The 26619-nt window shown below is 69.9% G+C and carries 28 protein-coding genes and 1 tRNA gene; 20 read left to right on the forward strand and 9 right to left on the reverse strand.

The genetic code is table 11. From position 1 onward, the window contains the following. The first annotated feature begins 14 nt into the window (after positions 1-14). The 12 genes from ACFWGP_RS02875 to ACFWGP_RS02930 all read left to right on the forward strand — a co-directional run bounded on the left by ACFWGP_RS02875 (position 15) and on the right by ACFWGP_RS02930 (position 11231). Positions 15-1715: a CTP synthase gene (locus ACFWGP_RS02875; RefSeq protein WP_231431264.1), complete on the forward strand. Its 1701-nt coding sequence runs from the start codon at positions 15-17 to the stop codon at positions 1713-1715. Next, positions 1708-2382, forward strand: coding sequence for an NUDIX hydrolase (locus ACFWGP_RS02880; protein WP_231431263.1), 675 nt, complete (start codon positions 1708-1710; stop codon positions 2380-2382). Before ACFWGP_RS02875 ends, ACFWGP_RS02880 begins: the two co-directional genes overlap by 8 nt. Beyond that, complete coding sequence (gene xerD, locus ACFWGP_RS02885; protein WP_376930087.1) at positions 2337-3284, forward strand: site-specific tyrosine recombinase XerD; 948 nt, start codon at positions 2337-2339, stop codon at positions 3282-3284. Before ACFWGP_RS02880 ends, xerD begins: the two co-directional genes overlap by 46 nt. A gap of 69 nt (positions 3285-3353) precedes the next feature. After that, the gene (locus tag ACFWGP_RS02890) at positions 3354-4241 is read left to right on the forward strand and encodes a ParA family protein (RefSeq protein ID WP_376930088.1); all 888 of its coding nucleotides are present in this window, start codon (positions 3354-3356) and stop codon (positions 4239-4241) included. Beyond that, positions 4225-5094, forward strand: coding sequence for a ScpA family protein (locus tag ACFWGP_RS02895; RefSeq protein ID WP_374201126.1), 870 nt, complete (start codon positions 4225-4227; stop codon positions 5092-5094). Before ACFWGP_RS02890 ends, ACFWGP_RS02895 begins: the two co-directional genes overlap by 17 nt. Then, positions 5084-5842, forward strand: coding sequence for an SMC-Scp complex subunit ScpB (locus ACFWGP_RS02900; RefSeq protein ID WP_275507110.1), 759 nt, complete (start codon positions 5084-5086; stop codon positions 5840-5842). Before ACFWGP_RS02895 ends, ACFWGP_RS02900 begins: the two co-directional genes overlap by 11 nt. Beyond that, positions 5835-6614 (forward strand): pseudouridine synthase, encoded by a 780-nt coding sequence (locus tag ACFWGP_RS02905; RefSeq protein ID WP_376930089.1) that lies wholly within the window; start codon positions 5835-5837, stop codon positions 6612-6614. Before ACFWGP_RS02900 ends, ACFWGP_RS02905 begins: the two co-directional genes overlap by 8 nt. Before the next feature lies 1 nt (position 6615). After that, complete coding sequence (locus tag ACFWGP_RS02910) at positions 6616-7698, forward strand: prephenate dehydrogenase (RefSeq protein ID WP_231431259.1); 1083 nt, start codon at positions 6616-6618, stop codon at positions 7696-7698. Between the two features lie 21 nt (positions 7699-7719). Beyond that, positions 7720-8397: a (d)CMP kinase gene (gene cmk, locus ACFWGP_RS02915; RefSeq protein ID WP_376930090.1), complete on the forward strand. Its 678-nt coding sequence runs from the start codon at positions 7720-7722 to the stop codon at positions 8395-8397. A 133-nt stretch (positions 8398-8530) separates the two neighbouring features. Further along, on the forward strand, positions 8531-10057 hold the full coding sequence (der, locus tag ACFWGP_RS02920) for a ribosome biogenesis GTPase Der (protein ID WP_231431257.1): 1527 nt from the start codon (positions 8531-8533) through the stop codon (positions 10055-10057). A gap of 24 nt (positions 10058-10081) precedes the next feature. Beyond that, positions 10082-10330, forward strand: a complete 249-nt coding sequence (locus tag ACFWGP_RS02925; RefSeq protein ID WP_231431256.1) for a DUF167 domain-containing protein — start codon at positions 10082-10084, stop codon at positions 10328-10330. Next, entirely contained in the window at positions 10323-11231 is a 909-nt protein-coding gene (locus ACFWGP_RS02930; protein WP_376930091.1) for a CHAD domain-containing protein, read from the forward strand. Before ACFWGP_RS02925 ends, ACFWGP_RS02930 begins: the two co-directional genes overlap by 8 nt. 13 nt (positions 11232-11244) lie before the next feature. On the opposite strand, the gene ACFWGP_RS02935 is transcribed toward ACFWGP_RS02930, so the two are convergent. Continuing rightward, entirely contained in the window at positions 11245-11499 is a 255-nt protein-coding gene (locus ACFWGP_RS02935; RefSeq protein ID WP_231431254.1) for a hypothetical protein, read from the reverse strand. 61 nt (positions 11500-11560) lie between these two features. Beyond that, positions 11561-12181, reverse strand: a complete 621-nt coding sequence (locus tag ACFWGP_RS02940; RefSeq protein WP_275507106.1) for a GNAT family N-acetyltransferase — start codon at positions 12179-12181, stop codon at positions 11561-11563. 78 nt (positions 12182-12259) lie between these two features. Here ACFWGP_RS02940 and ACFWGP_RS02945 point away from each other — a divergent pair, with 78 nt between their 5' ends. Together ACFWGP_RS02945 and ACFWGP_RS02950 are read left to right on the forward strand one after the other, a co-directional pair. Beyond that, positions 12260-12721: a MarR family winged helix-turn-helix transcriptional regulator gene (locus ACFWGP_RS02945; protein ID WP_376930092.1), complete on the forward strand. Its 462-nt coding sequence runs from the start codon at positions 12260-12262 to the stop codon at positions 12719-12721. After that, complete coding sequence (locus ACFWGP_RS02950; protein ID WP_275507104.1) at positions 12718-13386, forward strand: hypothetical protein; 669 nt, start codon at positions 12718-12720, stop codon at positions 13384-13386. The genes ACFWGP_RS02945 and ACFWGP_RS02950 overlap by 4 nt, the downstream gene beginning before the upstream one ends. Here the strand turns inward: ACFWGP_RS02950 and ACFWGP_RS02955 are convergent. Then, a complete protein-coding gene (locus ACFWGP_RS02955; RefSeq protein WP_376930093.1) occupies positions 13383-14789 on the reverse strand; it encodes a DUF2252 domain-containing protein in 1407 nt (468 codons plus the stop codon). The two genes, ACFWGP_RS02950 and ACFWGP_RS02955, sit on opposite strands and share 4 nt — an antisense overlap. 136 nt (positions 14790-14925) lie before the next feature. On the opposite strand from ACFWGP_RS02955, the gene ACFWGP_RS02960 reads away from it, so the two are divergent. From ACFWGP_RS02960 to ACFWGP_RS02970, 3 genes are all read left to right on the forward strand, one after another. Continuing rightward, positions 14926-15002: transfer RNA gene (locus ACFWGP_RS02960), tRNA-Pro, on the forward strand. Between the two features lie 179 nt (positions 15003-15181). Next, entirely contained in the window at positions 15182-15430 is a 249-nt protein-coding gene (locus ACFWGP_RS02965) for a helix-turn-helix transcriptional regulator (protein ID WP_376930094.1), read from the forward strand. Between the two features lie 33 nt (positions 15431-15463). Further along, positions 15464-16657: a tyrosine-type recombinase/integrase gene (locus tag ACFWGP_RS02970; protein ID WP_376930095.1), complete on the forward strand. Its 1194-nt coding sequence runs from the start codon at positions 15464-15466 to the stop codon at positions 16655-16657. A gap of 1379 nt (positions 16658-18036) precedes the next feature. Here the strand turns inward: ACFWGP_RS02970 and ACFWGP_RS02975 are convergent. From ACFWGP_RS02975 to ACFWGP_RS02990, 4 genes are all read right to left on the reverse strand, one after another. Further along, positions 18037-18411 carry a hypothetical protein gene (locus ACFWGP_RS02975; RefSeq protein ID WP_376930096.1) on the reverse strand — a complete coding sequence of 125 codons (375 nt, stop codon included), beginning with the start codon at positions 18409-18411 and terminating at the stop codon, positions 18037-18039. Positions 18412-18965: 554 nt separating this feature from the next. Continuing rightward, complete coding sequence (locus tag ACFWGP_RS02980; RefSeq protein ID WP_376930097.1) at positions 18966-19790, reverse strand: hypothetical protein; 825 nt, start codon at positions 19788-19790, stop codon at positions 18966-18968. Positions 19791-20284: 494 nt separating this feature from the next. Further along, the gene (locus ACFWGP_RS02985) at positions 20285-20449 is read right to left on the reverse strand and encodes a hypothetical protein (protein ID WP_231431249.1); all 165 of its coding nucleotides are present in this window, start codon (positions 20447-20449) and stop codon (positions 20285-20287) included. 3 nt (positions 20450-20452) lie between these two features. Next, positions 20453-20914, reverse strand: coding sequence for a DUF6325 family protein (locus tag ACFWGP_RS02990; protein ID WP_231431248.1), 462 nt, complete (start codon positions 20912-20914; stop codon positions 20453-20455). A gap of 342 nt (positions 20915-21256) precedes the next feature. Here ACFWGP_RS02990 and helR point away from each other — a divergent pair, with 342 nt between their 5' ends. Continuing rightward, entirely contained in the window at positions 21257-23416 is a 2160-nt protein-coding gene (gene helR, locus ACFWGP_RS02995) for an RNA polymerase recycling motor ATPase HelR (RefSeq protein WP_376930098.1), read from the forward strand. 3 nt (positions 23417-23419) lie between these two features. Here helR and ACFWGP_RS03000 read toward each other — a convergent pair whose 3' ends face one another. Together ACFWGP_RS03000 and ACFWGP_RS03005 are read right to left on the reverse strand one after the other, a co-directional pair. Next, positions 23420-23926, reverse strand: coding sequence for an O-acetyl-ADP-ribose deacetylase (locus ACFWGP_RS03000; RefSeq protein WP_376930099.1), 507 nt, complete (start codon positions 23924-23926; stop codon positions 23420-23422). 52 nt (positions 23927-23978) lie between these two features. Continuing rightward, entirely contained in the window at positions 23979-25199 is a 1221-nt protein-coding gene (locus tag ACFWGP_RS03005; RefSeq protein WP_376930100.1) for a globin domain-containing protein, read from the reverse strand. 108 nt (positions 25200-25307) lie between these two features. Here ACFWGP_RS03005 and ACFWGP_RS03010 point away from each other — a divergent pair, with 108 nt between their 5' ends. Both ACFWGP_RS03010 and ACFWGP_RS03015 read left to right on the forward strand, forming a co-directional pair. Beyond that, on the forward strand, positions 25308-25922 hold the full coding sequence (locus ACFWGP_RS03010) for a helix-turn-helix domain-containing protein (protein WP_231431244.1): 615 nt from the start codon (positions 25308-25310) through the stop codon (positions 25920-25922). A gap of 84 nt (positions 25923-26006) precedes the next feature. Continuing rightward, the gene (locus tag ACFWGP_RS03015; RefSeq protein ID WP_376930101.1) at positions 26007-26585 is read left to right on the forward strand and encodes a histidine phosphatase family protein; all 579 of its coding nucleotides are present in this window, start codon (positions 26007-26009) and stop codon (positions 26583-26585) included. The last annotated feature ends 34 nt before the right edge of the window (positions 26586-26619 follow it).

The raw sequence follows: 26619 nt of genomic DNA on the forward strand, positions 1-26619 counted from the left end.
AATACAAGCCCGTGGTGGATGAACGCGGAAGAGCGCAGAGCGCAGACAATAACGACACGACCAAGCACATCTTCGTGACCGGTGGTGTCGTTTCTTCGTTGGGCAAGGGACTCACCGCCGCGAGCCTCGGCAACCTGCTGACGGCGCGCGGCCTCCGGGTGGTCATGCAGAAGCTCGACCCCTATCTCAACGTCGACCCCGGCACGATGAATCCGTTCCAGCACGGCGAGGTCTTCGTGACCGACGACGGCGCTGAGACCGACCTCGACATCGGCCACTACGAGCGCTTCCTCGACATCGACCTGTCGCAGGCGGCGAACGTCACGACCGGCCAGATCTATTCGACGGTCATCGCGAAGGAGCGTCGCGGCGAGTACCTCGGAGACACGGTGCAGGTGATCCCGCACATCACCGACGAGATCAAGCGCCGCATGCGCCTGCAGGCGACCGAGAGCCCGAAGCCCGACGTCATCATCACGGAGATCGGCGGCACGGTCGGCGACATCGAGTCGCAGCCGTTCATCGAGTCCGCGCGCCAGGTGCGTCACGAGCTCGGCCGCAAGAACGTGTTCTTCGTGCACGTCTCGCTCGTGCCGTTCATGGGCGCCTCGGGCGAGCAGAAGACGAAGCCGACCCAGCACTCGGTCGCAGCGCTGCGCTCGATCGGCATCCAGCCCGACGCGCTCGTGCTCCGCAGCGACCGCCCCGTCACCGAGTCGAACAAGCGCAAGATCGCGCTCATGTGCGACGTCGACGAGGCCGCCGTGGTGAACGCGGTCGACGTGCCCTCGATCTACGACATCCCGACGATGCTGCACGAGCAGGGCCTCGACTCGTACCTCATCGACGCGCTCGGTCTCGGCGAGAAGGCCGACGCCGTCGACTGGTCGGGCTGGAGCGACCTGCTTCGCGTCGTCCACGACCCCAAGCACGAGGTGAGGATCGGACTGGTCGGCAAGTACATCGACCTGCCCGACGCGTACCTCTCGGTGACCGAGGCGCTCCGCGCAGGCGGTTTCGCGAACGACGCGAAGGTCAACATCGAGTGGATCCCGTCCGACGAGTGCCAGACGCCCGAGGGGGCGCAGAAGCACCTCGCCCATCTCGACGGCATCTGCGTGCCCGGCGGGTTCGGCGTGCGCGGCATCGAGGGCAAGCTCGGTGCGTTGCACTTCGCGCGCGACAACGGCATTCCCGTGCTCGGCCTGTGCCTCGGCCTGCAGTGCATGGTCATCGAGTACGCGCGCAACGTCGCGGGACTGCCAGGTGCGTCGTCGAGCGAGTTCGACCCCGACACCGAGTTCCCGGTCATCGCGACGATGGAGGAGCAGGTCGAGATCATCTCGGGCGGCGACCTCGGCGGCACGATGCGACTCGGCCTCTACCCGGCGAAGCTCGGCGAGGGCACGATCGCGGCCGAGCTGTACGGCTCGACCGATGTCAGCGAGCGCCACCGGCACCGCTACGAGGTCAACAACGCGTACCGCGATCGCATCGCCGAGGCGGGCCTCGTGTTCTCCGGGCTCTCGCCCGACCGCAACCTCGTCGAGTACGTCGAGCTTCCGCGCGACGTGCACCCGTTCTACGTCGGCACGCAGGCGCACCCCGAACTGCGCAGCCGCCCGAACGACGCGCACCCGCTGTTCCGCGGCCTCGTCGGCGCAGCGCTCGAGCGTCAGCAGGCGAGCCGCCTCTTCGACGTCAACAATGGCTGAAGCTGCTGACGCGGCCGTCGGCGGGTCGTTCGATCGACTCGCCGACGACCCCGTCGAACTCGCGATCATCGAGAGCGAGGAGGTCTTCGCCGGTCGGGTCTGGAGCATCCGGCGCGAGACCTTCGAGCTCGGCGGCGCGCCGATCGTGCGCGAGTTCATGGACCACACGGGCGCCGTCGGCGTGCTCGCGCTCGACGAGCACGACCGTGCGCTGCTCATCAAGCAGTACCGCCACCCGGTGCGCATGCGCGACTGGGAGATCCCGGCGGGTCTCCTCGACGTCGCGGGCGAGGACCCGCTCGCAGCCGCGCAGCGCGAGCTCGCCGAAGAGGCCGACCTCGAAGCATCCGAGTGGGCGGTGCTCGCCGACTTCGCGACCTCTCCCGGGGGCAGCGACGAGGTCATCCGCGTCTACCTCGCGCGCGGTCTGCGCGCGAGGCCCGAGGCGTTCGACCGCGAAGACGAAGAGGCCGAGCTCGAGACGCGGTGGGTGCCGCTCGACGAGTGCGTCGACGCGGTGCTCGAGCGGCGCGTGCACAACGGCCCTCTGGCGATCGCGGTGCTCGCCGCGCACGCGGTGCGCGGCCGCGGGTGGCGCGGCCTCGGCGAGGCGGATGCCCCGTGGCCGAGTCGCACCGCACCGGTACGGGGCGCGTCGGCACCGTGACGACCGCCGCGCGGGTCGACGGGTACCTGCGGCATCTCGCCGTGGAGCGCGGCCTGTCGCGCAATACGACGGCGTCGTACCGGCGCGACCTCGCGATCTACGCCGGTTGGCTCGCCGACCGCGGCCCGGGCGACCTCGACCGGGTCACCGAACGCGACCTGTCCGACTTCGTGCGCTTCCTCGGCGCCGAGCGCGATCCCGTGCTCGCGACCTCCTCCGTCGCACGAGTGCTGTCCGCCGTGCGCGGGCTGCACCGGTTCCTCGCCGAGGAGGGCGAGCTCGCCTCCGACGTGTCGCGCGAGCTGCGCCCCCCGAAGCTCCCGGCCCGGCTCCCCAAGGCGATCCCGGTCGAAGACGTCGAGGCGCTCATCGCCGCCGCGGGCGGTGACGAGCCGGCGCAACTGCGCGACGCCGCCCTGCTCGAACTCCTCTACGCGACCGGCGCCCGCGTGACCGAGGCGATCTCGCTCAACGTCGACGACCTCATCGACGACGAGGTCGTCCGCCTGTTCGGCAAGGGCGGCAAACAGCGGGTCGTGCCGCTCGGCAGCTACGCCAGGCGGGCGATCGGCGCCTACCTGGTGCGCGCCCGGCCGGTCTTCTCGGCGCGCGGGCAGGCGACTCCGGCCCTGTTCCTCGGTGTGCGCGGCCGGCGGCTCTCGCGCCAGGCGGCGTGGGACGTCATCCGCGCAGCGGCAGAACGGGCGGGGATCGAGGCATCCGTCTCACCGCACACCCTTCGCCACTCGTTCGCGACCCACCTGCTCGAGGGCGGGGCCGACGTGCGGGTCGTGCAGGAGCTGCTCGGGCACTCGTCGGTCGCGACCACGCAGATCTACACGCTCGTCACAGCCGATACACTCCGGGAGATGTACACGGCAGCACACCCACGTGCTCGCTAGAATCGACCAAGCCCAGATCCGAACAGGGCCGACAGCGAGCGGCCCCGGCCCCAGGAGAGAAGACGACACGTGACGCAGCACAAGCACGACTCGGCGGACGGGATCGCTTCGCTGGAGCCGGAGCTGGGTCCGACGGGTCGTCCGCACCGCGAGTTCCCCGATCCGAAGCCGCTCACGTCGCACGGGCCCGCGCGCATCATCGCCCTGTGCAACCAGAAGGGCGGCGTGGGCAAGACCACGACGACGATCAACCTCGGCGCGACCCTCGCCGAGTACGGCCGCCGCGTGCTCGCGATCGACTTCGACCCGCAGGGCGCGCTGTCGGCCGGTCTCGGGGTGCAGACGCACGACGTGCCGACGATCTACGACCTGCTCCTCTCGCGCCAGCTCGAGCCGAAGGACGCGATCCAGCAGACGACCGTCGAGGGCCTCGACGTCATCCCGGCGAACATCGACCTCTCGGCGGCCGAGGTGCACCTCGTCACCGAGGTCGCCCGTGAGCAGATCCTCGCGGGCGTCCTGCGCCGCGTCGCACCCGACTACGACGTCATCCTCATCGACTGCCAGCCGTCGCTCGGGCTCCTGACCGTGAACGCGCTCACGGCGAGCCACGGCGTCGTCATCCCGCTCGAGTGCGAGTTCTTCGCGCTCCGCGGCGTCGCCCTGCTCATCGAGACGATCGACAAGGTGCGCGACCGCCTCAACCCGGCCATCGCGCTCGACGGCATCCTCGCGACGATGTACGACGCTCGCACGCTGCACTCGCGCGAGGTGCTCGAGCGGGTCGTCGACGCGTTCGGCGAAAAGGTGCTCGAGACGGTGATCACACGCACGGTGAAGTTCCCCGACGCGACGGTCGCGGCGACGCCGATCACCGAGTTCGCTCCCGAGCACCAGGCCTCGAAGGCGTACCGGCAGCTCGCGAGGGAGCTGGTCTTCCGTGGCGCGGTCGCCTGAGCGGGCGCCCGCCGACGAGGCTGCATCAACCGACGGCGCCGCGGTGACGGATGCCTCGGCCGGGGGCGACGACGCCGGGTTCCGGGTCGCACTGACCAACTTCGAGGGGCCCTTCGACCTGCTGCTCTCGCTCATCGCGAAGCACGAGCTCGACATCACCGAGGTCTCGCTCTCGAAGGTGACCGACGAGTTCATCTCCTACCTGAAGGGCCTCGACTCCGAGGAGGAGCTCGACCGTGCGAGCGAGTTCCTCGTGGTGGCGGCGACGCTGCTCGACCTCAAGGTGGCGGGCCTGCTGCCGCAGGGCGAACTCGTCGACGCCGAGGACGTCGCGCTGCTCGAGGCGCGCGACCTGCTGTTCGCCCGCCTGCTGCAATACCGCGCCTTCAAGGAGGCGGCTCGATGGTTCAGCGGTGAGCTCGACGCCGAGGCCCTGCGCCACGCTCGCACCGTGCGGCTCGAGGAGAAGTTCCGGCAGCGGGCGCCCGAGCTCGTGTGGACGCTCTCGGCCGATGACTTCGCCGCGCTCGCGACGCTCGCCCTCACCCCGCGCGAGATCCCGGTCGTCGGGCTCGACCACCTGCACGCGCCGCTCGTGTCGATCCGCGAGCAGGCCGCTCAGGTCGTCGCCGTGCTGCGCCGCGGCGAACCGGTGACCTTCCGACAGTTGATCGCCGGGGTCGCCCAGCGGGGCGTCGTCGTCGCGCGCTTCCTCGCCGTGCTCGAGCTGTACCGGCACGCGGCGATCGGCTTCGACCAGATCGAGCCGCTCGGCGAGCTGACCTTGCACTGGGCCGCCGAGCACTGGTCCGACGAGAACCTCGAGAGCCTGGGGGCCGACTATGACGAATGAGACCACGCACGCGGAGGAGGGCGTCGAGTCGGCGCCGCCCGCCGTGTCCGGCGACGGCCCGGAATCGCCGACGCCGTCGGCTCCTCACCCTGCCGACGACGGCCCCGAACTGTCGGTGGCGACCCCGCTCGATGTGCCCGGCCAGCCACGCCTCGACCTCGACCGCGCGATCGAGGCGATCCTGTTCATCGCCGACGAGCCGCAGAGCGTCGTCCACCTCGCGGCTGCGGTCGCCCGTCCGGTCGCCGAGGTGCGCGCCTCGATCGCACGACTGCGCGACGACTACGACGGCGGCGCCGCGTCGGGCGAGCCGCGCACGGACCTCGCCGCCGAGGAGGCGACGGCACGAGGCATCCGTCGCGCCTTCGAGCTCCGCGAGGTCGGCGGCGGCTGGCGGTTCTACGTGCGCGGCGAGTACGACGCCCTCGTCACCGACTTCGTGGTGACCCAGTCGTCGACGCGGCTCTCGCAGGCCGCGCTCGAGACGCTGTCGGTGATCGCCTACAAGCAGCCGATCTCACGCTCGCAGGTCGCGTCGATCCGGGCCGTCAACGTCGACTCGGTCGTGCGCACGCTGCTCGGCCGTGGGCTCGTCACCGAGGTCGACACCGACCCCGAGACCGGGGCGATCCTCTACGGCACGACCGAGTTGCTGCTCACCAACCTCGGCATCAACTCACTCGACGAGCTGCCGCCGATCTCGCCGCTGCTCGACGACGGACAGGGAGGATTCGACCTCGATGGCTGAATCGGAAGTCGCAGGCGTGCGCCTGCAGAAGGTGCTCGCCGCCGCCGGCGTTGCGAGCCGGCGCGTCGTCGAGGAGTACATCCTCGCGGGACGCATCGAGGTGAACGGCCGCATCGTCACCGAGCTCGGCACGCGAATCGACCCCGAGAGCGACCTCGTCTCGGTCGACGGCGTCGCCGTGCAGCTCGACACCGCGAAGCGCTACTACATGCTCAACAAGCCGACGGGCGTCGTCTCGTCGATGCGCGACGAGCAGGGGCGCCCCGACCTCCGCAGGTTCACCGACGACCTCGAGGAGCGCGTCTACAACGTCGGCCGGCTCGACGCCGAGACGAGCGGCCTGCTCGTGCTCACGAACGACGGCGAGCTCGCGCACGTGCTCGCGCACCCGTCGTTCGGGGTCGAGAAGACCTACGTCGCGAAGGTGCGCGGCCGGCTCACCCCGCAGACGCTGCAGCGACTCAAGCAGGGCATCGAGCTGGACGACGGCCCGATCAAGGCCGATCGCGCGAAGATCCTGCAGACGCAGGGCGACGACAAGCACACGATCGTCGAGATCACCCTGCACTCGGGCAAGAACCGCATCGTGCGTCGCATGCTGAAGGCGGTCGGCCACCCGGTCGTCGACCTCGTGCGTCGCCAGTTCGGCCCCCTGCACCTCGGTACACTGAAGGCCGGTCAGCTGCGGGAGCTGACGAAGGACGAACGCGGCCGGCTGCTCACCATCGCCAGGGCCGCAGGTGGCGGCGCACCCGCCCGAGAGGGGCACTGACGTGGTCGAATCGCGGCTCACCGGCCCGGTGCGCGTCGTCGGTGCCGGCCTGCTCGGCACGAGCGTCGCACTGGGGCTGCGGGGCCGAGGCCTCGACGTGATCCTCGCCGACGCCTCGCCGACGCACGTGGCGATCGCGACCGATCTCGGCGCCGGGCGTCCCGCCCGGCCCGACGACGCGCCCCAGCTCATCGTGGTCGCGGTGCCGCCCGACGTGACGGCGCGCGTCGTCGCCGACGAGCTCGCGGCGTTCCCCGACGCGATCGTGACCGACGTCGCGAGCGTGAAGGCCGGGATCCTCGACGAACTCGTCGACCGCGGCGCCGACGTCTCGCGGTACATCGGCTCGCATCCGCTCGCCGGGCGCGAACGCGGCGGCCCGCTCGCCGCCCGAGCCGACCTCTTCGCGGGCCGGCCCTGGGTCGTCGCCGCGCACGACGCGATCAGCTACCAGCGCGCCGGGGCGATCGACGACCTGATCCTCGACCTCGGGGCGACCCTCGTCGAAATGACCCCGGACGAGCACGACCGCGGGGTCGCCCTCATCTCGCACGTGCCGCAGGTCGTGGCGAGCGTCATGGCCCGCCGGTTCATCGACGCGCCCAATGCGGCGCTCGGGCTCGCAGGGCAGGGCGTGCGCGACGTCACCCGCATCGCCGCGAGCGACCCCGACCTCTGGGTGCAGATCCTCGGCGCGAACTCGGCGCCCGTCCGCGACATCCTCGTCGCCTTCCGCGACGACCTCGACCGCTTCATCGACGCGCTCGGCGATCCGGCGGCACCCGGCGCCCGGCGCCGCGTCGCCGAGGAGTTGACCGGTGGCAACACCGGCGTCTCGCGCCTGCCGGGCAAGCACGGCACCGACAAGCGCTTCACGACCGTCGTCGTCATGGTCGACGACCGGCCGGGCCAGTTGGCGCGGCTGCTCGCCGAGATCGGCGAGATCGGCGTCAACCTCGAAGACCTGCGGCTCGAGCACTCGCCTGGACGACAGGTCGGCCTCGCAGAAGTGCAGGTCGTACCCGAGGCAGCCGACCGACTGACCCATGAGCTGGCCGAGCGCGGCTGGCGCATCGCCGGCTGAGCCGGCCCGAACCACCACCAAATGGAGGCATCCGTGGAGATCCCCGTCGTCGTCGCCGTCGATGGCCCCGCCGGCAGCGGCAAGTCGAGCGTGTCGAAAGCCGTCGCCAAGCGACTCGGGTACGGATTCCTCGACACCGGCGCGGCGTATCGCGCGTTCGCCTGGCACGTCGAGGCGTCGGGCGTGGACACCGACGACGCGGACTCCGTCGTCGCGTGCCTCGCGAGCTTCGACTACCGCATCGGCACCGACCCGGCCGGATACCGCGTGCACGTCGGAGCGACCGACGTGACCGAGGCGATCCGCGACCCGCAGATCTCGGCTGTCGTGAGCCGTGTCGCCCGCGTGCCGGAGGTGCGCACGCACCTCATCGAGCTGTTCCGGTCGATCATGACCGCCGAGGTGCGCCCCGGCATCGTCGTCGAGGGTCGCGACATCACGACCGTCGTCGCCCCCGACGCGCCGGTGCGCGTGCTGCTCACGGCCTCCGAGGAGGTGCGGATGGCCAGGCGCGCCGCCGAGCTCATCGGCAGCTCGGTCGATGCCGTCGGCGAGGCCATGCGCAAGCGCGACGCCGCCGACTCGAAGGTGGTCGAGTTCATGACCGCCGCCGAGGGCGTCACGACCGTCGACTCGACCGAACTCGACTTCGACCAGACCGTCGACGCGATGATCGCGGTCGTCGAGGGCCGCGCCTGACGAGGCCCGATCCGGTCGTTCCCGCGACCGCCCCGTCACGCGGGAGACCGCGGCGGCATCCCGAGTTCCCAGCCGGCATACGGCAGACTGGTAGCCGCGCGCATTCGCGCCCACGATCTTTCCAGGAGACAGCATGACCGACCAGCGCGACGAGAACCTGCGCGACGAGTACGGCGACGTCGCGGACGACGGCCTGGCCGAGCGGCTCGCCGACGTCGACGACGAGCTCGCCGAGCAGCGGGCGGCAGCCCTGCGCTCGGGCCTCAGCGACTACGAGCTCGACGACGACGACCTCGAGGTGCTCGAGCTCTCGGAGGAGGGCGAGGAGGGCATCCGATACCTGCCCGCCCTTCCGGTCATCGCGATCGTCGGTCGCCCGAACGTCGGCAAGTCGGCGCTCGTGAACCGCATCCTCGGTCGCCGCGAGGCCGTCGTCGAGGACACCCCCGGCGTCACCCGTGACCGTGTCTCGTACAAGGGCGAATACCTCGATCGTCGTTTCACGCTCGTCGACACCGGCGGCTGGGAGCCCGACGCGAGGGGCATCGACGCCTCGGTCGCAGCCCAGGCCGAGGTCGCGATCGACCTCTGCGACGTCGTGCTCTTCGTCGTCGACGCGACCGTCGGCGCCACTGCGACCGACGAGCACGTGGTGCGCCTGCTGCGCAAGACGAAGAAGCCCGTCTTCCTCGTCGCGAACAAGGTCGACGACGCCCGCCAGGAGCCCGAGGCCGCTGCGTTGTGGAACCTCGGACTCGGTGAGCCGTATCCGGTCTCCGCCTTGCACGGCCGCGGCGTGGCCGACATGCTCGAGCAGGTCTTCAAGGTGCTGCCGCAGGTCTCTGCGGTCGCGAAGGAGGAGTTCGGCGGCCCCCGCCGGGTCGCCATCGTCGGCCGGCCGAATGTCGGCAAGAGCTCGCTGCTCAACAAGGCCGCAGGCGAGGAGCGGGTGGTCGTCAACGACCTGGCCGGCACCACGCGCGATCCCGTCGACGAGCAGATCGAGCTCGGCGGGAAGATCTGGCGGTTCGTGGACACGGCGGGCATCCGCCGCAGGGTGCACCTGCAGCAGGGCGCCGACTTCTACGCGTCGCTGCGCACGCAGGCCGCCCTCGAGAAGGCCGAGGTCGCGGTCGTGCTGCTCGATGTGACGCAGCCGATCTCCGAGCAGGACGTGCGCATCATCGACCTCGTGCTCGAGTCGGGTCGTGCGCTCGTGCTCGCCTACAACAAGTGGGACCAGCTCGACGACGACCGCCGCCGTTACCTCGAGCGGGAGATCGAGCAGGACCTGCACCACGTGACGTGGGCGCCCCGGGTGAACATCTCGGCGCGCACCGGCCGTCATCTCGAGAAGCTCGTCCCCGCGCTCGAGACCGCGCTCGAGGGTTGGGACACCCGTGTCCCGACCGGCAAGTTCAACGCCTTCCTCACCGAGCTCACCCAGGAGCACCCGCATCCGGTGCGCGGCGGCAAGCAGCCGCGCATCCTGTTCGGCACCCAGGCGGGCAGCCGCCCGCCGACATTCGTGCTGTTCACGACGGGGTTCCTCGACCCGGGCTACCGCCGCTTCATCCAGCGGCGCCTGCGCGAGGTCTACGGCTTCGAGGGCACGCCGATCGTCGTGAACATGCGCGTGCGCGAACGCCGCCAGCGCTAGCGTCGGCGGCACGGGGAGCGGCCCATGGAGGTCACCGTCCGGGTGAAGCCCGGCAGTCGCAAGGGTCCGCTCGTCGAGGCGACCGACGACGACCCGGCGGCGTCGCTGACCGTCTTCGTGCGCGAGCGCGCCGTCGACGGTGCGGCGAACGCCGGCGTCGTCGCGGCGATCGCGTCGCACTTCGGCGTGCCGAAGCGCGACGTCGAGATCGTGCGCGGCGCGACCGCGCGCGTCAAGCGGGTGCGGGTCGACCTCGGGGCGCCCGATGCATGAGGATGCCTCCGGCCGGGCGCGCGCGGTCGTCATCGCAGCCCTCGCGGAGTATTCGGCCCGGCTCTCGGCGCTCGCTCCGGCGGTGTCCGCTGACGAACACGACGCGGTGCACCAGGCGAGAGTGCTCGTCCGCCGGATTCGCAGCGTGCTCGCCGCGTACCGGAGGCTGTTCGACCGCGCCGAGGTCGCTCGCGTTCGCGACGAACTCGCCGGGCTCGGCGATGAGCTCGGCCGCGTGCGGGATCTCGAGGTGCGGGTCGCCCAGGCGGAGGCGCGCCTCGATGCCCGGGTGCCCGCCGCGATGCGGAGGCGACTCGTCGACGACGTCCGAGCCCGGCACCGACGTGCGCATGCGCGACTCGTCGCGGGGCTCAGCTCCGGCGGTCCGATGGCGGCGCCGATCGATGGGTTCCTCGCCGCCCAGGCGCCGGCGCGGCGCGGCGAGCCCGAGACCCGGGCGGCGCTCGAGGTGGGGCTGGCCGGGCCGCTCGTGGCGGAGGCAGCGCGCGTGAGACGGGCATGGGCACGGGCAGGAAGCGACCTCGCATCGCTGCATCGCCTTCGCCGAGCCGCGCGACGACTGCGTTACGCCGTGGACGCCGTGACCGACGGGCCGGTGCCGGTGTTCGGCGATGAGGCGCGGGCCGTCTCGGTCGCGGCGGAGGCGGTGCAGGACCTGCTGGGTGCGCATCGGGATGCATGCCTGTTCGCCGACGATCTCGCCGCCATCGGCGGCGACGGCGACGGTGGCGGTGGTGGCGGTGGCCAGGCGTCGATCGCCGCGTACCGCGAGCTCGCGGCGGCTGTGCAGGCCGAGGCTGCCGCTCGGTTGCGCGGGCTGCCCGCTGCGATCGACGAGCTGCACGTGCGCGCGCGGGTGTTCGAGCGCGTCGGTGACTGACGCGTGGGCTCGATCAGAGTTCGCGGATGATCGCCGCCCGTTGGGCCTCGTACTCGCCCGGGGATACGACACCGCGATTCCGCAGGTCGTCGAGCTCTCGGAGGCGCGCTTCGACCGACCGTGGGAGCGCGGCGGCGCGGTCGTCGACTGCGCCCTGGCGTCGGGTGACGAGCACGATGGGGACGACGATCGCGGCGACGACCAGCGCGAACACGAGCAGCACCCCGAAGATGACGAGGACGTGCCAACCACCCATTCCGTAGAACATGAGGTCATCGTAGCGCCGCCCGTACGCGCGATGCCGGCAGGTTCGCCCCGCCTTCCCCGCCTCAGTCGAGCTGGAGTTGCATGATCGCGCGATCGGGCCGCGGACGCGCCACCTCGTTGAAACCGGCGTCGACGAACATCGAGACGGTGCCGTGGTAGAGGTCGGCGGCAGGGGTCTTCGCCCGCTCGGCCGGATCGACGGCGTACCCTTCGAGCACGCGGGCGCCGTTCGCGCGCGCGTAGTCGACGGCGGCGACGGCGAGCGCACGACCGACGCCCCGCATGCGGTACTCACGGGGGACGACGAAGCACGACACGGCCCAGACGCTCTCGTCGTCGAAATCGGGCTCGGGGGTCGCACCGGCGATGATGCGACTGCGCTGCAAGCGGGGGAGCCTCGGCCGCGGCTCGACGGCGCACCAGCCGACCGGGGTCTCGTCGTCGTAGGCGAGGAGGCCCGGACCGGTGCCGGACGCCTCGAGCTGATGATGCAGGAGGTCTCTCATGTCGTCGGGGGACGCGGTGCGCCAGTCGGCGGGCGGGAGCTTGAACCACTGGCACCAGCACCGGGCGGGGTCGCCCTTCGTGCCGAACACGGCCTCGACATCGGCGAACGGGACATCGCCCGCCGGCACGACGCGTAGCGGATTCGGCTCGAGCTCACCGCTCAGATCGCTCATCATGGAGCCCACGCTAGCGGTCACCACCGACATCGCCACGGCGAATCGTGAATGTAGGTAACAATGCAGTAGACTCACGATATGACGCCCGAGATCACCGTGCTCGATCGCCTCCTGGAGGTGAGCGAACTCTTCCAGAAGGACATGGCGCGCGCGTTCGCGGGCACCCCGCTCACGCCCTCGCGCGTGCGGGTGCTCTGGGATCTCGCGGCGAACGGCCCCTCGACCCAGCACGCGCTCGCGGCCCGGCTCGAGGTGAGCCCCCGCAACGTCACGGGCCTCGTCGATGCGCTCGAGGCGGGTGGATACGTCCTGCGTTCGCCCCATCCGCATGATCGCCGGGCGATCGTCGTCTCGCTCGAGCCATCCGCAGCGACACTGATGGCGAACATGCAGCAAGAGCATGCCGACCTCACGGCCGATCTGCTCGGCGCGGTCGCGCCGGGCGACCGAGCGGCGCTCGAGCGCGGCATCACCGCCATCGCCGAGCGCCTCCGCGACCTCGTCGCGAAGGCGGCCGCCGGCCCGGCGGGTGCGTCGTGAGCACCGCGGTGGGCACCGACCGCGCGGCCTCCGGCTTGCGCGGCGCCTGGGAGGTCGTGAAGCGGGCGCTTCGAATGGAACTCGCCATCTACGCGAGCATCGGGCGATTCATCGCCCGGCGCCCCGCGATCGAGCGCGGCGGCGCGGGGTTCGGCTACCACCGGCCGGTGCTGACGGTGCTCATCATCTTCATCGTGCTGTCGGCGGTGGAGATCCCGATCTTCGATCTCGTCGTGCACCGCTGGCCGGCCGTGCGCATACCCCTCCTCGTGCTCGGCATCTGGGGGCTCACGTGGATGCTCGGGCTCCTCTGCGCCTACCTCGTCCGGCCGCACACGGTCGGCCCGGCCGGCATCCGGGTGCGTGCCGGGCTCGAGACCGACGTGCTGCTGCGATGGGACGACATCGCCTCGGTGGCGCGTCGACTGCGCGTCGACGAGCCCAAGTCCCCGAAGATCGTCGAGACGGGCGACGGTGCGGATGCCGCGCGGATGCTGCTGCTGCGCGTCAACAACGAGACCGTCATCGAGATCGAGCTCGAGCGGCCCACCCCGGTGCTGCTGCCCGGGCACGGTGCCGCCGGGGGAGCGCAGCTCGTCGACGCGGTGCGCATCTGGGTCGACGATCCGACGGCGTTCATGGACGAGGTGCGCACGTACCTCTAGCGCTCGGCGACCGGGAACCGCCCGGCCTCGATCGCCGCGCAGAAGGCCTCGTAGTCGGCGCGCGACTGCTCGGCGTACGCGAGCGACCACTCGGCGATCGCCTCGTCGAACCGTTTGCTCCGGCCCGTGTATCCGGCGATGAACCCGGCTCGCGGGCTCTGGGAGTGCGCACGGGCGAGCTTCGTCGCGCAGGCCTCGACGTAGTCGAAGAACGCCGGTCGATCGAGGTCGGCGAGGTCGAACGAGGCGTTCAGATCGCGGAACTGGCGCACGTAGTATCCCCGGCCCTCGACGGTGATGTGCCCGAGGAACAGGTCGGAGGTGGACTGCAGGATCCGCTGCAGCGTGACCACCCGTGCGCCGCCCGTGAGTTCGTCGATCCGGGCCGACGGCGGCCGGTCTTCGCGATCGCGCAGTCCGCCGAACTCGTCGAGCACCGACCGGCCCGCCTCCTTGACCTGCAGGATGACGACGTCGCCGTGCGATCCGGCGAAGACGACGATGAAGCACCGGGTGCCGACGCTGCCCACGCCGACGACTCGGCGAGCGACATCCGTCGCCGTGTACTGGGACATGAGCATCGCGACGTCGGGCGGAACGGTGCGCAGGTAGTCCTCGACGATGCCGCCCAGGCGCGCCTCGATCTCGGCGGGCACGTGGGTCAGCGTGGGCGGCTGCTCGCGGATGAACGGCGCCCCCGAGGCATCCCGATCCATGATCTTGGCCGCGACCCGCTCGGACGTGCGCTTGGACGCGTCCTTCACGACGCGCCGGATCGCGAGGCGCGAACTGGCGTGCCTGCCGCCGGCGGGGTTGCCGAGGTCGCGGAGGTAGAACCGCTCGACGGGGGAGAGGTCGGTCATGCGGTGGATGCTTCGCCGGTAGGCCGCGACCGCGTGAGCCGCCGCCTCGCGGCCGGTGTCGTCGTCGAACCCGTTCGACCGGGCGCCGATCACGACGCTCGTGGCCAGGCGCTTGAGGTCCCACTCCCACGGGGCGAGCGATGCCTCGTCGAAGTCGTTCAGGTCGAACACGAGGCTGCGGTCGGGCGCGGCGAAGACGCCGAAGTTGCTGATGTGCGCATCGCCGCAGGCGACGACGAAGAAGCCCGTGTCGATCGAGCTCGCCAGGTCGGCCGCCTGCAGCGCGGCCGTGCCGCGGAAGAACGCGAATGGGCTCTCGGCCATGCGCGCCATGCGGAGCGGCACGAGCGCCTGCAGCCGGTCGGCGTTCTGGCGCTCGATGATGCCGAGCGGGTCGCGATGCTCGGGTGGTTCGTAGCGCGCGTGCCTCGAGCGCTTCGCATGCTGCCGCGCCTCGCGCCCTGCCTCGCGGTAGGAGTCGCGCGCAGCGACCGTGCCGTGCTCGTAGCGGAGTCGCCCCACGGGGTCGGTCGTCGACATGGCTCGATCGTGCCACAGGCGTGTGTCGGGGGATAGGCCGCGAGCGGGGGTGCAGGTGTCGACGTGCGCGCGTGCACGAGCACCCCTCCGGATACCGCTATGATGGTCAAGTTGCCTCGGCGAGATGCCGGAGCATCGGGCTGTGGCGCAGCTTGGTAGCGCACTTGACTGGGGGTCAAGGGGTCGCAGGTTCAAATCCTGTCAGCCCGACCAGAAAGTCCCGGAAACCTAAGGGTTTCCGGGACTTTTGAGGTTAAGAGATTTGATCCTCCCATCGAAAACCCATCGTTTTCGCACCGCTGAGCACGATCAGCCCCGACTGCCGTACGGCAGGGGGCGGATGTTCCCGGTCGACGTTGGTCGCTGCGGCGCCGCGGGCGCACCTACGGCACATGGACACCATGAACGAATCGCAGATCGTTGCCGCTTCAGCTCCCGCTTCTGTTTCTGTCGACGGCTGGGGGCTCGACCGTTTGATGGACATCACCGAGTTGGCGGCCTACCTCGGCGTGCCGGTCTCGACCGTCTACGACTGGCGGACCCATGGGAAGGGCCCGGTGGCGTACCGCTTCGGCAAGCACCTGAAGTTCGCTGTCGCAGATGTGCGGGCGTGGGTCGCCGAGCAGCGCGAGTCCGCATAGCCGCGCCGACGCAGCGAACGGTGGTGAGCTGAGATGGGCCGGCCACGACTGTCGATCGGCACGTTCGGAGACATCACGACCCGGGCGACGCGATCCGGCAGATTCGAGGCGCGCACACGGTTCAGAGACTGGGATGGGCGCACGCGGATAGTCCAGGCCACCGGCGACAGCGCGAAGGCGGCGGAAAGCGCGCTGAAGGCGAAGTTGGTCGGGCGTTCGGAAGTGCACCTGGCCTCGGGGCACGGCCACTTGACGCCCGACAGCCCCTTCGGCGACCTTGTGGCGTACTGGCTGCAGGACATCGATCTCGAGGGCCGGATCTCGCGGACGACCCGGATGCTGTACGAGCGGAACATGCGCACCCTCGTGTTGCCCGTGTTCGAGCACCTCACCCTCCGCGAGATCGGCGTCGCTCGCTGCGACCGGTTCATCAAGGAGCAGGCGAGGATCTCGTACAACCGTGCGAAACAATCCCGTGTCGTGCTGCGGCTCGCGCTCGAACTCGCGGTGCGGCACGAGGTGCTGACGGCCAACCCGATGCATCATGTGTCGCGGATCCACCGCGAGGTGCGGATGCCGGATGCGTTGACCAGCCTGGAGGTGAACGCGATCCGCGCCGTGATCGCGCGCTGGGAGTCCGGCATCGACCACGTTTCGGGTCCGCGCCCAGACGGGCAGCTTGGCGCGATCGTCGAGGTGATGCTTGGCACATCCGCCCGCATCGGCGAGGTGCTCGCCATCCGTCGCCGCGACGTGGATGTCACCGGTCCGACGCCCACCATCCGGATTGGCGGGACGATCATCAGCCGCAACGGCGAATCGACGTTCCGACAGGACCATCCCAAGACGGCGAAGTCACGACGGATCGTCGCGATTCCATCGTTCACCGCCGCAGCCGTGCGTCGTCGGCTCGCGGGAGCCTGCGACCTGGATCCTGACTCGCTGGTGTTCCACTCGCGCGAAGGCACGCCGCTGAGCACGGCCAACGTGCGTCGCCAGTTGCGCCAGGTACTCGAGCGGGCCGGCATCGGGGGAGTGACGCCGCACCTCTTCCGCCGCACGGTGGCGACGGCTGTCAGCGACAACGCGAGTGTCGAGCTCGCCGCCGAGCTGCTCGGCCACACCGACACGAAGATCACGGTGCAGCACTACATCCAGCGTCGGGAGCTCGTGAACCCAGCGACGGCCGAGCTACTGGAGAGGGCGTTCAGATGGGATGGAGACTAAGCAGCCGTTCCAGGGATCAGTGGCGGAGGCACGCACACGCAGACCCGGCTGATCACACGAGTCGAAGTAGTTGCCGGTGTTCGGACGAGGTCCCACGGTGGGGCCACGGTGGCACCACCCTGTGATCGGGGATTCTTCGTTTCGAGGTGCTCGGGGCCACGGCGCCGTTCGCAGTCCACCGAGTTTCAGCGTGCCCGACCCTGATGGTGATCGGGAAAGCGGCTTTCGAGCGGCACGTGCCACCAGGCTGCGCTGTGGTGCCGCACCCGGTGCGGCATCGCGACGTCCTGGGGTAGCTCGACAAGCTGGCAAGCCAAGGTGCCGCGTCGGACGCGGCACCGTGGGCCCCGTCTTGGCCCCTTCGGGAGCGCACGCCTTCGATCCTGCTGCGCCTGGCGGCGCGATGCGTCCTTCATGCTGGTTGCCGGAGGCCTATCCACGTGAAGTAGGTGCGCACCCGCTCCCTCGCGCACAGACCTACACATCCGCAGCTCCCGTATTCATGTTCGGCCCGCGCGAGCCTCGTTCTCCCGTGTCAGGACCGAGCCCGCCTCGAACCGACTGCGACCATCCCTCCGAGATGCCACGCCTCTTGCAGATCGAGGACTTCGCTGTTTCGTCGGTGACGAAACGGGATAGCTTGGCGCACCTCGGAGTGTGAGCAACCGACAGAGAACCACCATCCGGCGGATCCCGCCAAGCCGATGCGCACGATGCGCAGCGGCGCTGCCGCGGCCGGCTACCACCGGGCGTCCACGCATCTATTGCGGGCCCGGATGCCGTAAGGCGGCCTACGACGACAGACGGGCCCGGAAGCCGGAGGCGTTTCAGGTCCGAGTTGTTGAGCGCACTGTCGTGCAGACGCTTGAGACCATCTCGACCATCGACGAGGGCCACGACATCATCGAGTGCGTCCGACGGGTTTGCGGATCGCCTCGCGCGGTTACGAATGTCCTCTCTACTCTGAGCAGCCTGGTCCGATCGGGCGCCCTACGGCGGAACGGCAGGTGGGCGCCTGCTGTGCGCGCGGTCGCCCAGTTGAACTATGCACTCCGGGATTCATCCGAGCGCGACCCCTGGCGTCACCGGCGCTGAAGGCGATCGCATCGAGTTGATCTCCGGAGGCGTCAGGCGTCCGACGTGGCTAAGTACCCGCGATGAGGAGCCACCAGTGCCCCCGCCTGAGGCCCCAAAGCACTACTCACAATGCTCGCTCACAGGTGAAGCGTTTTGGGCACCGGGACATACTCGCGGGCGGGTCATGCGGGAGTCTCGGGTGGCCGGTTATCTGGAGCTGCTGTAACACGCCCACCACTCGAGTCTGCATTGTCGATTGGCTTGCGCTCGTCCGCAGGATCGTGAGTCGGGAGTACCTACGCCTACCTTGACGGTCGGAGGATCACCCCGGCCAGGCGCAGCTGAACGTTTCGAAGCACGCGCATCGTAGAAGCGTCGTCGAGGCCGGTGGTGGCTTCCCAATCATGTCCCGAGCCGAGCACATCGCTGGCGAACACCACTTCGGTAGCCAAGAGGGCCCGGGTCCAGTCGCGGCGTGTGAGCGACTTTCCCTTGGATATGTCGTCCGCGATTCGATAGCCCTCCGCGAGCAGGTCAGCGACGCTGTCGAACCCGATCGCGATGGCCAGCGACTCGGTGCAACGCGCCGGCCCACCCCACTCGACAAGTCCGCGGTCAAGAAGGAACCGCTCCTCATCAGTCAGAGCGACATCGACCACCTCATCGAGTTTGGACACAACACGAGACTGGCATACCGAGGCGGATCGCAGCTCGGCCCGCTGAAGGATCCCAGATGGCGACGGACGCCGGGATCGGTCAAGCATCTCCAGCATGCAAGCCGCTCGACCTGGTCTGGAGCGGGACCAATTCCCTAAACGACGCCACCGCGAGAACTGAAGAACTCAGGTTCATAAGCTTCCCCTTCCATTTGATCGATGGCTTCTTCTTCAGACGCTTACTGATGGCGAACAGGTTGGTGAAGAGCAGAGCGATCATGCAAAGCAGGACTGTCACAGGCGTCGCGTCGCTGGGTTCGAACCAGCACCCCGACCCAGACCAGGACGAGCGGACAGCGACACGATAGCAGGGACGCCTGGACGGCCTTGGCGTAGTGTGCGGCACGGTCGCTAGCCTTCTTCTCGTCCCTTGAGTTGCCAGCAGCCGGGTGCCGACCGGCGCAGCGAGCGCGATGAAACCATGAATTCTGCCAATGAGCCGAGCTAAAGAATCTGTTCCACGGCGCTCAGTCAACTCCTTCGGACGGCAGTGACCTCCTCATGGTCGTTGGCCGTCAACCTGTCTGGCGCAGGTTCTGATGCTCCTCCATCGCGAACCGCCTGAAAAGCTCGACGGTGGTTTGCAGATCAGTGACAGCGATCTCAAGGAAGTTGGCGTAGACGCTCCAACTGATCGCGTGCTCCGAAGGAGTCCGCACCGAATGCGGTGCTACACCGACGCCCGCTGACATCGGGACGTTCCCGTGCGACACGCCTGCGCACGCCATCCAGCACGACTGCATCAAAGTCGGATAGCCCGGGCGCACAGCTTGGCTTGCCTCGCGAACGATGCTGCTCAGCGCCACTCGCTTCGAAGTCGTCACTTTGTTCGGATCTAGTCCCTTGATTGGCTCAGCGATCTCGTGGATCGTCTCCTCAAGGTCATACACCGCATTTAGATCGGGAATTGCGTCGGCAACAACCGCCATGTCGACCGCGCTTTGGGTGTCCCACCACATCCGCTTTAGGAATCGCTCAACCCTGACTCGGTGAGAATTGGCCGCGATGAGCCATTGCGCTGTCGCCATGCACTCGATCGCGACTCTCAGCACAACGAATGAAGTAAGAGTCGGGGCTTGGCCGTTGCAAGCGGACTGGATGTAGTGCTGTGACAGTCGGAGTTGAGTCCGAACGAGGTCTGAGGGGAGGAAAGTCTCCTGGAAACAACGATCAACGGCGGACGCCCGTCCGCCGGGGATAATTGTCACACTCTCAAGAAGCTCGCCCACTGATTCCAGCCGTGTGCGGATGGCCCGAACTTGTTCCTGCGGGCCAGGTCTCGACACATGCGCCCCAAGGAGGGCAGAAATGCGTTTGAGCTCGTCCTCATCGATGTCCACAGGTTCAGGCTATTTCGGATGCCACCGGTGCGACGCCGAACCTCCGGCGAAGAAGTGGGGGTCTGCTGAAGTCTTGGTGGCTCGCCACCTTGGACGAAGCTGACGACGCCGGAGTCGACTGAAGCAGGCTCGCCCACCGCTTTGCCATCGAAATCGACCGTGAACGTCCAGCGTCGTCCGCGTACACTCGGAATTGTCGAACCGCCCGGTTCCCCAGTCATCACAAGGGAATCCGCGAGTTTTCGAGGCATCCGGAGGCAACCCGAGACGGGCTTGAATCCTCCAAGGGGTCGCAGGTTCAAATCCTGTCAGCCCGACGCAAATGCCCCGGTGAGAATGAATTCTCACCGGGGCTTCGTCGTCTCCGGCGACCGCTGTGAGGCCTGCACGGCGCTGCCTCGAGATCCGCGTGACGACGGCTGGGTCGACCGCTGACATGAGGATGCCTCGGCGGGATCGACATCCCACCGAGGCATCCGCTCGTCTCGCGCCGCTCAGAAGCGGCGGTCGCGCCGATCTTCGCGGCGGTCCTGTCGTCGGTCCTGTCGCCGGTCGATGCCGTTCGAGACGACCTTCGCCGTGCCGACCACTGCCGCGGTGCGCGCGACGGGGCGACCGATCATGCCGACGCGTCCGACGCGTCCGATTCCGATGGGCATCTTCTACTCTCCTTCTTTCGCCATCGAGGCGATCAGCGCCTGCGTGGGGATGCGGCCCGACGCGATGAGCTGGCCGCCAGTCTTGCGCAGGGCCACCGCGAACGGGGCGGCCCACGTGTTCTCCCAGACGAGCACGGCCGCGGCGCTGCCGGGCTCCATCGCCGCCGAGATGTCGATGAGGTCGGCCTCGGCGAGCACGTCGGCGAGCGACGCCTCGATGACGCCGAGCGGGCCGAGGTCCTCGAAGTCCTCGAATTCGTCGACGTCGATCGATCCGTCCTCGCGCTTGTGCACGACGACGAGGTCGAGCACCCGGATCGTCTCGGACGCGACGAGCGCTGCGAGCTCGGCGGCGGCCTCGCCCGTCAATCGGGTCGCCCCCGCCGGGAACTCGACGACGATGTAGTCGATCGGCCCCAGTTCTTCCTCGGTGAGGTCGAGGTCCTCAGTGGTCTGTTCCGACACGTGCCGGCTCCCTTCGTCGGTCGCACCGCCTCGTCGAGGGGTGCGAGTCCATCAAAGGGCGCGCGCTCGCCGTGCGGCATCACGTGAACTGCGTGAATCGCGGGCGCAGGTCTCGGCGGCCTCGGCGATGTGCGCCGATGTCGGCACGGGTGCGCGGCGGATGCATCGGGAGCGGGTGGCGTCGGTGCGATACTCGCCGAGGGCCGCAGGCCCGGGCCTCGCCGGCATGCGAATGGCGGGACCCCGTCCCGCCACGTCCAGTCTATCCGGGGGAGGGGGGCTTGCGGCAAGGGCCCCCGTCGGGGTCATGATGGACGCTTTCCGCCGATCTGGAGCGCGCATTTGACCCTCTCGTCCACCGACGTCTTCGCCCTGCCCGACCGCCTCGCCGCCAAGGCGGCGCCCGAATCGATCGCCGTCGACGTGCGGCACTTCGCGCGCATCGCCGAGCGCCTCGACGCGCAGGTCGCAGAGGCCGAGTCCCGGCTCGCCGAACTGCGCGCCGCACCCGCCCGGGGCGGGCAGGCCGGACTCGATCGGGACCTCGAGATCCATCGCCTGAGCGGCCGGCTGCGACTGCTGCGGCGCTTCGGTCTCGACCTGTGCCTCGGCCGAATGGTCGGAACAGACGGCCGCGAGCCCGTCTACGTCGGACGAGCGGGGCTGAGCGCCGACGACGGCGAACCGCTGCTCATCGACTGGCGGGCCCCCGCCGCCGAACCGTTCTTCGGGGCGACGCACGGCGACCCGATGGGGCTCTCGAGCCGACGGCGATACCGCTGGACCCGAGGCCGCATCACCGACTACTGGGACGAGGTGTTCACGCCCGGCGAGCACGCGGGCGGGCTCGCGCCCGACGACCAGTCCGCGTTCATCGCGAGCCTCGGAGCGAGCCGTTCGCCCCGCATGCGCGACGTCCTCGGCACCATCCAGGCCGACCAGGACGCGATCATCCGCGCGGGGTCGCGCGGTGCGCTCGTCGTCGACGGGGGGCCCGGGACCGGCAAGACCGTCGTCGCGCTGCACCGTGCCGCCTACCTTCTCTACTCCGACCCGCGGCTCGACGCCCGGCGCGGCGGGGTGCTGTTCGTCGGCCCGAGTCACGCATACATGTCGTACGTCGACGATGTGCTGCCGAGCCTCGGCGAGGAGGGCGTGCAGATGGCGACGCTGCGGGACCTCGTCGACGAGGGCGCGGGCGCGGTACCCGAGCGCGACCCCGAGACGGCGCGCCTGAAGGCGACGGGTGAACTCGTCGGTGCGATCGAGTCGGCCGTCAGGGCCTACGAGCGACCGCCCGCCGACGAGCTCGTCGTCGAGACCCCGTGGGCGGAACCGATCCTGACCGCCGCCGACTGGTCGGAGGCGTTCCACGCTCCCGAGGCCGGCACGCCGCACAACGACGGCCGGGCCGAGGTGTGGGAGGCGCTCGTCGAGATCCTCGTCGACCAGATCGGCGACGACGAGGTGCCGGCGGCCCTCGTCCGGCGGGCGGTCGAGCAGGACGAGGAGCTCGTGCGCGTGTTCAACCGCGCCTGGCCGCTGCTCGACCCGGCCGGCGTCGTCGCCGACCTCTGGGCGGTGCCCGCCTATCTCGAGCGCTGCGCACCGTGGCTCACGCCGACGCAGGTGGCGCGCCTGCAGCGTGACGAGCCCCGGGCATGGACCGCGGCCGACCTGCCGCTGCTCGATGCTGCCCGCCGTCGCATCGGCGATCCCGAGGCGACCCGTCGCCGGAGAAGGCAGCGGCTCGCGGCGGCCGCCGAGCTCGAGCAGCGCGAACGAGTGCGCGACGAGCTCATCGCGGCCGACGACTCCGAGATGCTGATCATGTCGATGCTGCGCGGCCAGGACGTCGCGAACACGCTCGCCGACGATGTCGACAGCCGGCCGCGCACCGATCCCGAACTGCTCGCGGGGCCGTTCGCGCACATCGTCGTCGACGAGGCGCAGGAGCTCACCGACGCCGAATGGCAGATGGTGCTCGCCCGTTGTCCGTCGCGCAGCCTCACGATCGTGGGTGACAGGGCGCAGGCCCGGCACGGGTTCACCGAGACCTGGAGCGATCGGCTCGCCCGCCTCGGTCTCACGAACACGCGGCTCGCCTCGCTCGGCATCAACTACCGCACGCCGGAGGAGGTGATGGCGGTCGCGGAGCCGGTCATCCGAGCCGCATTGCCGGATGCGAACGTGCCGACGTCGATCCGGCGCAGCGGCGTGCCGGTCGCGTACGGCTCGATCGGCGAACTCGGCGCGGTGCTCGAACGCGGGCTCGCCGGGCAGCCCGAGGGCACGGCGTGGGTGATCGGGGCGCCCGATTTCGTCGGAACTTCGCGTGTGCGCTCACTCACGCCCGAGCTTTCGAAGGGACTCGAGTTCGACCTCGTCGTCCTCGTCGACCCCGATCGCTTCGGCGACGGTGACGGCGTCGAGGGCGCGGTCGACCGCTACGTCGCGATGACGAGGACGACCAGGCAGCTCGTCGTCCTCACGAGCGGCTGACCGTCAACCGCGTTCGGCGAGGGCCGCACGGATCCGTTCGAACGTCCCGGGATCGCGGGTGACGAGCCGCGCCTCGTCGACGCGGGTCTCCGCCGCCTCGATCGTCTCGACCGCGACCGCGATCGCATCGTCGAGCGGCCAGCCGTAGACGCCGGCGCTGACCAGCGGGAACGCGATCGAGCGGACGCCGAGCTCGTCGGCGACGGAGAGCGAGCGCCGGTAGCACGACTTGAGGAGCGAACGATCGCGCTCGCCGGAGCGGTGGTCGGGGCCGACGGTGTGCACGACCCAGGTCGCCGGGAGCACCCCGGCGGTCGTCCACCCCGCGTCGCCGGTCGCAAGGCCGTACGGGAAACGTGCGATGCAGTCGTCGAGGATCGCCGGGCCGCCGGCGCGGTGGATCGCGCCGTCGACGCCGCCGCCACCGCGCATCGCGTTGTTCGCCGCGTTGACGATCGCGTCGACGTGCTGTTCCGTGATGTCGCCGAGTACGGCGGTGACGACGGCCATGCACCCAGTCTGCACCGGGCGGCCCGTTCGTGCGAGGCCGCCCGGTGCGGGATCAGACCGGGACGGCGGCCGGGTTCTGCGCCCACAGGTCGGGGCCGAACACCTCGTACTGGATCTGCTCGCTCGGGATGCCGCGGGCCATGAGCGTCTCGCGCATCGCGCGCATGAACGGAAGCGGCCCGCACATGAACGCGGTCGATCCGTCGGGCAGCTCGACGTCGCCGAGGTCCATCAGGCCCGGCAGGGCCGGGTGCAGCGTCGGGGCGTCGGCGGCGTCGCGCTCGTACCAGTTCTGAGCGCGGGCGTCGTCCATGGCGAGCACCTGTCGGCGGAGGGACGGATACAGCGCATGCGTGTCGTGCGCGCGATCGGCGTGGAACAGGCGCACCGTGCGGTGCGGCTGCGTGCGCGACAGGTCCTCGAGGATCGCCGCGATCGGCGTGATGCCGATGCCCGCCGAGACGAGCACGAGCGGGGCGTCCGAGTCGTCGAGCACCACATCGCCCGCCGGCTGCGAGACATCGAGGATCGTGCCGGGTCGTGCGTGCTCGTGCAGCCAGCCCGAGACCTGTCCGTCGGGCGCGCCGTCCACCCCGAGCACCCTCTTGATGGTGACCCGCAGCGAGTCCCCGCGAGGGCCGGACGAGATCGTGTACTGCCGCGGCTGTCGCGAGCCGTCGGGCAGGTCGACGGCGATCGCGACGTACTGCCCGGTGCGATGACCGGGCACGACGCCCTCGACGGGTGCCAGTACGAGCGAGAAGACCTCGTCGGACTCCTCGAAGCGCTCGACCACTCGGTAGCTCCGCCACGGGTGTTCGGGGTCGGTTCCCCCGAGCGCGTACAGCTTCGCCTCCTCCGCGATCAGTGAGCAGCCGAACAGCCAGTACACCTCGTCCCATGCCGCGCGCACATCGGGGGTGACCGCGTCGCCGAGCACGGCACCGACCGCATCGAGCAGGTGCTTGCCCACGATCGTGTACTGACGGGCCGTGATGCCCAGCGAGACGTGCTTGTGCGCGATGCGCCGCATCACCGGGGTGAAATCGGGAGCGTCGGGATCGATGAGCTGCACGGCGAACGCGACGACCGAGGCGGCGAGCGCCTTGGGCTGCTCGCCGATCGCCTGGTTCGCGCGATTGAAGACGCTCAGGAGTTCGGGGTGCGCGGCGAACATGGCCGGATAGAACACCCTGGTGATCTCCTCGGCGTGCTCGGCGACCACGCCGGCGGTCGCGCGGACGATGGCTTCGGACTCGGCAGAGAGCTGCATGACGTACCTTCCAGATTCGACAGAACGCGTCCCTCCGAGTCTCGAACCGTGCCGCGGCGTGCGCTCGCCGTTCCACCGGTTTAATTCGACACGACGTAGAATTGCTGGGTGCCACGTCGAGTCGGAGACTTCCGCGGTCTCACGCAGCCGAGCCGCATCCGCCTGCTCCGAGCCATCCAGCGCGAACCCGGCCGCCGTGCGAGCGAGCTCGCCGAGGAGAGCGGGATCCCGACGAACACGGTGCGCGATCACCTGCAGGTCCTCGAGCGCGAGGGCCTCATCCGCGGCGTGGCCGTGCCGACGCAGTCGCGCGGGCGACCGCCGATCGGCTTCCATCCGGTGCAGGATGCCGCGACGAGCGCGGTCGCGGGGGAGCGCATCGCGGGGGCGCGGCGGCGAGGTGCCCTCCTGCGCGCCACGACGGGCGTGATCGACGGCGACCTCGACGAGGACGCCCGCATGCAACTCGACGTGCTCTACGAGCACCTCGACGACGCGGGGCTCGAGCCCGCGGTCGACGAGGCCGAGCTCTCCTTCGAACTCGCGCCGTGCCGCTACCACGATCTCATCGACGACGACATGGCGCTCGTCTGCTCGGTGCACGCTCGCCTCGTCGGCGACGTGCTCCGCCAGACCGGTGGTCCGCTCGCCCTCAAGGGTCTCCAGCCGTTCGTCACCGATCATCGCTGCAAGGTCGCGCTCGCGCGCCGCGAGGCGGACTGACACCGTCGACCCTGCGCGAGTCCTCGTCGTGTCGAGACCGGAGCGGCCGGAGTCCCCACCGCGGCGGTGTGGAATCGTGGGGGCATGCCGACGACGACCCTGTACCTGATCCGCCACGCCGAGGCCGCCGTCGATGACGAGCGTGCGGATCCGGGCCTGTCGCCCCGCGGCGAGCTTCAGGCCGCCGCACTCGCCCGTCGGCTCTCGGCGATGCGAGTCGATGTCCACGACGACGTCCTGCTCCACAGCTCGCGCCGTCGTGCCGCCGCCACGGCCGCGATCGTCGCGACGGCGCACGCCGGCTGGGCGAGCCGAGCGAGCGACGACGTCGAGGATCGCACCGCCGTTCCCGAGGACCTCTCGGCGGTGCCCGAGCGGCACCACCGTCTCCTGCGCGACGTGCCCGCCGACGAGCACGACCCCGACGGGCGTCGTCTCGACGCCGCCGTCCGGTCATTGAGCGCGATCGGCGACCAGGATCGCACCGTGGTCGCGATCACCCACGCCTTCGTCGTGGGCTGGTTCGTGCGGTCCGTGCTCGATGCCCCGGCCTGGCGATGGATCAGCCTCCCCGTCTCGAACGCCTCGCTGACCGTGCTGCAGTGGCAGTCCGACCGCGAGCCTCGCGTGCTCTCCTTCAACGACACGGGGCACCTCGCCTGACGCGCGGGACGATGATCGGGAGGCGATACCGACG

This window comes from Agromyces sp. NPDC127015, assembly GCF_042725165.1.
Classification (GTDB): Bacteria; Actinomycetota; Actinomycetes; order Actinomycetales; family Microbacteriaceae; genus Agromyces; species Agromyces chromiiresistens.